This window comes from Pseudomonas sp. P5_A2_2, from assembly GCF_054177685.1.
Genome location: NZ_JBGCUL010000547.1, coordinates 1 through 3,061, shown reverse-complemented (window position 1 = coordinate 3,061; position 3,061 = coordinate 1). Strand labels below are relative to the sequence as shown.

Here is a 3,061-nt window from a genome sequence, read left to right as displayed (position 1 = left end):
ATTCACCGCTGTGCAGGGGTTGCCTGGCGAGGTTGAAGCGCCAATATACCCGCAGCCAGAATGCGTCCTTGATGACGCCATTGGCTTCGAGTCGGTAGAAGGTGCGGGTCGGCGTGGTGCCCTTKGGCACATCCAGCAATTGTTCCTGGGCAACGTTCAGCGGCTGTACCAGCGCCGAATGAATTTTCCAGGCTGAAGCACCCAACAGCAGCCCCGCCAGAACCAGTCCGGTTTCCAGCAGCAGCAAGAATTTACGTCTCACGTATCAAGCATCCAGTAGCGCACGGGCAATGGTTTGGAGTTTACGTGTGAGCGGCCCAACCGGCCAGTGAAGAGCAGCACAGGCGCGCACCGGCCAAACGCCATACACGCTGTTGCAGATAAATACTTCGTCAGCCCATTGCAGTTGTTCGAGGGGAATGTCGGTGATTTGCGTGGGGATTCCCAGCGACCTGGCCTGAAACAATATTTCGCCACGCATCACGCCGGCCACGCCGCAGCGCTTGAGGTCGGCGGTGACGAGTACACCATCACGCACCAGGAACAAATTGCTGAACACGCCTTCAATCACGCGCCCGGCCTGATCGAGCATCAAGCCTTCGGCATGCTCGGTGTCCTGCCATTCGGCACGGGCGAGGACTTGTTCAAGACGGTTCAGGTGCTTGAGGCCAGCCAGTAATGGCTGTCTGGACAATCGCGTGGTGCAAGGAAACAGACGAACACCCTGCTCGCCATGCACGGCAGGGTAAGCCGCGGGTGGATTGCCTTGCAGAATGCGTCGGGCCTGAGCCGAAGGATCCGGGGCATAACCGCGCAGACCATCGCCACGAGTGAGGATGAGCTTGAGCACCCCGTCACCCAGTGCCCCGGCGTAGGCCAGCAGTTCGCTGCGGATCAACGCCTGATCGGCGGCAAGCGCCAGACGCGAACAACCGTCCGCCAGACGCGACAGATGCCGGTCCAGCAATACGGGCTGCCCGTTACGCACGGCGATGGTCTCGAACAGACCGTCGCCATAAGCCAGGCCGCGATCCTTCAGCGACAAAGCGTCAGCCGGCTGACCGTCGACCCAGCTGTCCATCAGCCTGCGAACCGGCGGAACACCAGCGAGCCGTTAGTGCCGCCAAAACCGAAGGAGTTGGAAACGACCACATCGATATCCATATTACGCGCCGTGTGCGGCACGAAATCGAGGTCGCAACCTTCGTCCGGCTCATCGAGGTTGATGGTCGGCGGCGCTACCTGGCTGTTGATCGCCAGCACGCTGAAAATCGCCTCGACCGCGCCCGCCGCACCCAGCAGGTGGCCGGTCATGGACTTGGTGGAACTGACGGCCAGCTTGTAGGCGTGATCGCCGAACACCGACTTGATCGCATTGACTTCGGCCAGGTCGCCTGCGGGAGTCGAAGTGCCGTGGGCGTTGATGTACTGCACTTGATCGCCATTGATTTTGGCATCGCGCAGCGCATTGGTGATGCAACGAGCAGCACCGGCACCATCGGCGGGCGGCGAAGTCATGTGGTAAGCATCGCCGCTGGTGCCGAAACCGATCAGCTCGGCGTAGATGGTCGCGCCACGGGCCTTGGCGTGTTCCAGCTCTTCCAGAACCAGCGCACCGGCACCGTTGGACAATACAAAGCCATCACGCCCCTTGTCCCATGGACGGCTGGCGCGGGTCGGCTCGTCATTGCGGGTCGACAGCGCGCGGGAGGCACCGAAGCCGCCCATGCCCAGACCGCAGGCCGCCATCTCGGCACCACCGGCAATCATCACGTCGGCTTCGTCGTACATGATGTTGCGGGCGGCCATGCCAATGCAGTGGGTACCAGTGGTACAGGCCGTGGCGATGGCGTAGTTAGGTCCCTGTGCCCCCAGATGGATCGACAGGAAACCGGAAATCATATTGATGATCGAGCCTGGTACGAAGAACGGAGAGATCCGTCGTGGGCCAGTCTCGTGCAGCGTACGGGCAGTTTCTTCGATATTGGTCAGACCGCCAATACCCGAACCCATGGCCACGCCGATGCGCTCACGGTTGGCGTCGGTGACTTCCAGGCCGGCGTTGCGTACCGCCTGAAAACCTGCGGCCAGACCGTATTGAATGAACAGGTCGAGCTTGCGGGCTTCCTTGACCGACAGGTATTCCTCGACATTGAAGCCCTTTACCGAGCCGCCAAAACGGGTGGAATAGGCAGAAAGGTCGGCGTGTTCGATCAGACCAATGCCACTGCGGCCAGCCAGAATGCCCTGCCAGCTGCTCGGCACATCCGTGCCCAGTGGCGACAACATACCCATACCGGTGACTACGACGCGTCTACGCGACACAGCACTCTCCTTTTTCAAATGACGACTTTGCATCAGGCCTAAAGAAAAAACCGCACGCCGTGATAGCAGTGCGGTTTTTCCATGACAGCGAGCAACGATTACAAACTATTACGCCTGGTGGCTAGTAACGTAGTCGATTGCAGCTTGTACGGTAGTGATCTTCTCGGCTTCTTCGTCAGGGATTTCGGTCTCGAATTCCTCTTCCAGAGCCATCACCAGCTCAACGGTGTCAAGGGAGTCGGCACCCAGGTCTTCTACGAAGGAAGCAGTGTTGACCACTTCTTCTTCTTTAACGCCCAGTTGCTCAGCAACGATTTTCTTGACGCGCTCTTCGATGGTGCTCATACCTTGTTTTCACTCCTAATGGACAAATTCAGGCAGCTGGCCAGTGGGTAAGTGTATAGAAAGACTTTTCAGCTTTTCAACTGAAAGCTTCACTCCTCAAACCCGGTGACCCTATGCCGATAAAATAGATTGCAGCTTTATAACGGATTTTAGACAGCTCGTATGACATTTTTTTGAAGCAATCCGTCACATTTGAATTACATGTACATCCCGCCGTTCACCGGGATTGTAGCTCCGGTAACGTAAGCCGCACCGTCCGACGCAAGAAAAGCGACCACGGACGCGATCTCTTGAGCTTGCCCCAGACGACCCAGCGGAATCTGCGTCTGCAAGGCTTCACGCTGCGCTTCGGGCAATTCACGGGTCATATCGGTATCGATGAACCCTGGGG

4 protein-coding genes and 1 pseudogene are annotated in these 3,061 nt (G+C 58.4%); all 5 read right to left on the bottom strand.

All coding sequences use genetic code 11. The annotated features are described in order from the left end of the window. Positions 1-262, bottom strand: a pseudogene (locus ACXRVY_RS22030) (endolytic transglycosylase MltG); the annotation flags it as partial. A gap of 3 nt (positions 263-265) precedes the next feature. Beyond that, on the bottom strand, positions 266-1,081 hold the full coding sequence (gene pabC / locus ACXRVY_RS22025; protein ID WP_223459593.1) for an aminodeoxychorismate lyase: 816 nt from the start codon (positions 1,079-1,081) through the stop codon (positions 266-268). Further along, entirely contained in the window at positions 1,081-2,325 is a 1,245-nt protein-coding gene (gene fabF / locus ACXRVY_RS22020) for a beta-ketoacyl-ACP synthase II (protein WP_223459595.1), read from the bottom strand. The genes pabC and fabF overlap by 1 nt, the downstream gene beginning before the upstream one ends. 108 nt (positions 2,326-2,433) lie before the next feature. Then, the gene (gene acpP / locus ACXRVY_RS22015) at positions 2,434-2,670 is read right to left on the bottom strand and encodes an acyl carrier protein (protein WP_003175607.1); all 237 of its coding nucleotides are present in this window, start codon (positions 2,668-2,670) and stop codon (positions 2,434-2,436) included. Positions 2,671-2,867: 197 nt separating this feature from the next. Beyond that, the coding region (locus ACXRVY_RS22010; protein WP_458238233.1) for an SDR family oxidoreductase at positions 2,868-3,061 on the bottom strand (194 nt) is incomplete at its 5' end.